2 protein-coding genes are annotated in these 1214 nt (G+C 61.6%); both read right to left on the bottom strand.

Annotated elements, in window-relative coordinates:
- Positions 1-715: EamA family transporter (locus ACNA7R_RS20425; RefSeq protein ID WP_416285370.1), on the bottom strand; the 715-nt coding region annotated here is incomplete at its 3' end.
- A gap of 151 nt (positions 716-866) precedes the next feature.
- Positions 867-1214 (bottom strand): adenine deaminase C-terminal domain-containing protein (locus ACNA7R_RS20420; RefSeq protein WP_416285369.1); only part of this gene is annotated, 348 nt, incomplete at its 5' end.

Genomic DNA, 1214 nt, shown 5'->3' with positions numbered 1-1214 from the left:
GAATGAGTGGAACGACGACGGCCACGGGAGCGAGTTCGATCGCCGCGAAGTAGGCGACGAAGCCGATCGTCGTCGCGACGCCGGCGCCGACGTACCATTTCGCGTACGGCTCACGGACGAGCGATCGTGAGGGGAGGTCGTCGTCGAAAACCAGATAGAGCGTGTATCCGATCCAGGCCGCAGTTACCATAATCGCGATCCCGGGGACGACGCTGCCACCGTTCTCAAGCCCGAGGCTGATAAAGATCGGCTCGAACGAAATAAACAGCGCGGCCAGGAGCGGAATCGCCATGAGGACGGCAAATCGGCGCCGGGAGTAATCTTTCGAGGTGTTCTCGGCCGTTTCGTAGGAGACGATCACGATCCCAACGACGATCATGACAACGCCGACGAAGTGCAGCGCCGTCAGCGTCTCACCGAGGACGACGACGGCAAGTATCGTCGCAAAAAGGGCGTTTCCGGAGACGACCGGCGACGTCCGGTTGGCACCGATCAGGTTGACGCTGGTGAAGATACAGATCCGCCCGAACAGCGATCCCGCCAGGCCGGCCGCCGCGAAGAACGCGACTGCCTCGAGGCTCATCGACACGTCGAACCAGACGAGGGCTGGCGGGACGGTGATGACGACGTTACAGAGCAGTGAGATGTACATCAGATCCGAGATGCGCCCGTTCTGGGTCCCGAGCCGAACGAAGACGTACTGGACGGCGATCATCAGCGACGCGATGAGAGCGACGAGAGCCCCGAAAAGGTGTGACGAAAATGAAATCATCACGGCAACCTTTCGATAGGGGAGACATTAACGGCCCGATCCCAGAAAGGCTTGCCAGTGAGTGTCGTCCAGCGACGCGAAACGAGCGCGACGATCATTCGAGGACGACGTCGACGAACGACATCGATTCGACGTCGACCAATCCGCGGTTCGTCAGTCGAAGTTCCGGAACCACCTCGAGCGAGAGGTTATCGAGTTCCATGATCCCGCCGGGTAAGCTGGCGCCGATCTCCTCGGCGGCCGTTTGAACTCGATCGAACCGCGACGCGACATCCTTGAGCGGTTGCGGTGACAGTAAACCGGCGATCGGCAGTGGAAGCGCGGTCGTCCCATGCTCGGGATCGAAGACGGCGAGTCCGCCGCCGATCTCGCGGAGGTGGTTCGCGACCGACGCCATCGCGTCGAACTCCGCCCCGACGACCACGAGGTTGTGGGCGTCGTG

The sequence above is a fragment of the Natronococcus sp. genome (assembly GCF_047921035.1).
Taxonomy (GTDB): domain Archaea; phylum Halobacteriota; class Halobacteria; order Halobacteriales; family Natrialbaceae; genus Natronococcus.
Note: the sequence above shows the minus strand (reverse complement) of the source record. Positions and strands in the feature narration are given on the sequence as shown.